The following is a 294-nucleotide window of genomic DNA, read 5'->3' on the forward strand; positions in this document are numbered from 1 at the left end:
GGCGTCGCGTCAAGCCGTCAACGACAACTGGGTGAACGGTACGGGCGAATGGGTGTGGATGAACGGCACGAACGAGCTCTGCTGGCGTGACGCGTTCTGGACGCCGGCCACCGCCAACGCAAAGTGCGATGGCGCACTGGTCGCCCAGGCACCGCAACCGCCGGTCGCTCCGGCTGCTGCACCGGCAATTTCGAGCCAGAAGATCACGTACCAAGCCGACGCGCTGTTCGACTTCGACAAGGCAACGCTCAAGCCGCTGGGCAAGCAGAAGCTGGACGAACTGGCATCGAAGAT

Annotated in this window: 1 pseudogene; it reads left to right on the plus strand. The window is 63.6% G+C overall.

The annotated features are described in order from the left end of the window. Nucleotides 1-294 (plus strand): annotated as a pseudogene (locus tag SB816_RS30865) (OmpA family protein); the annotation flags it as partial.

Origin of the sequence: Achromobacter sp. SIMBA_011 (genome assembly GCF_046535435.1) — a bacterium.
GTDB classification, from domain to species: Bacteria; Pseudomonadota; Gammaproteobacteria; order Burkholderiales; family Burkholderiaceae_B; genus Achromobacter; species Achromobacter dolens.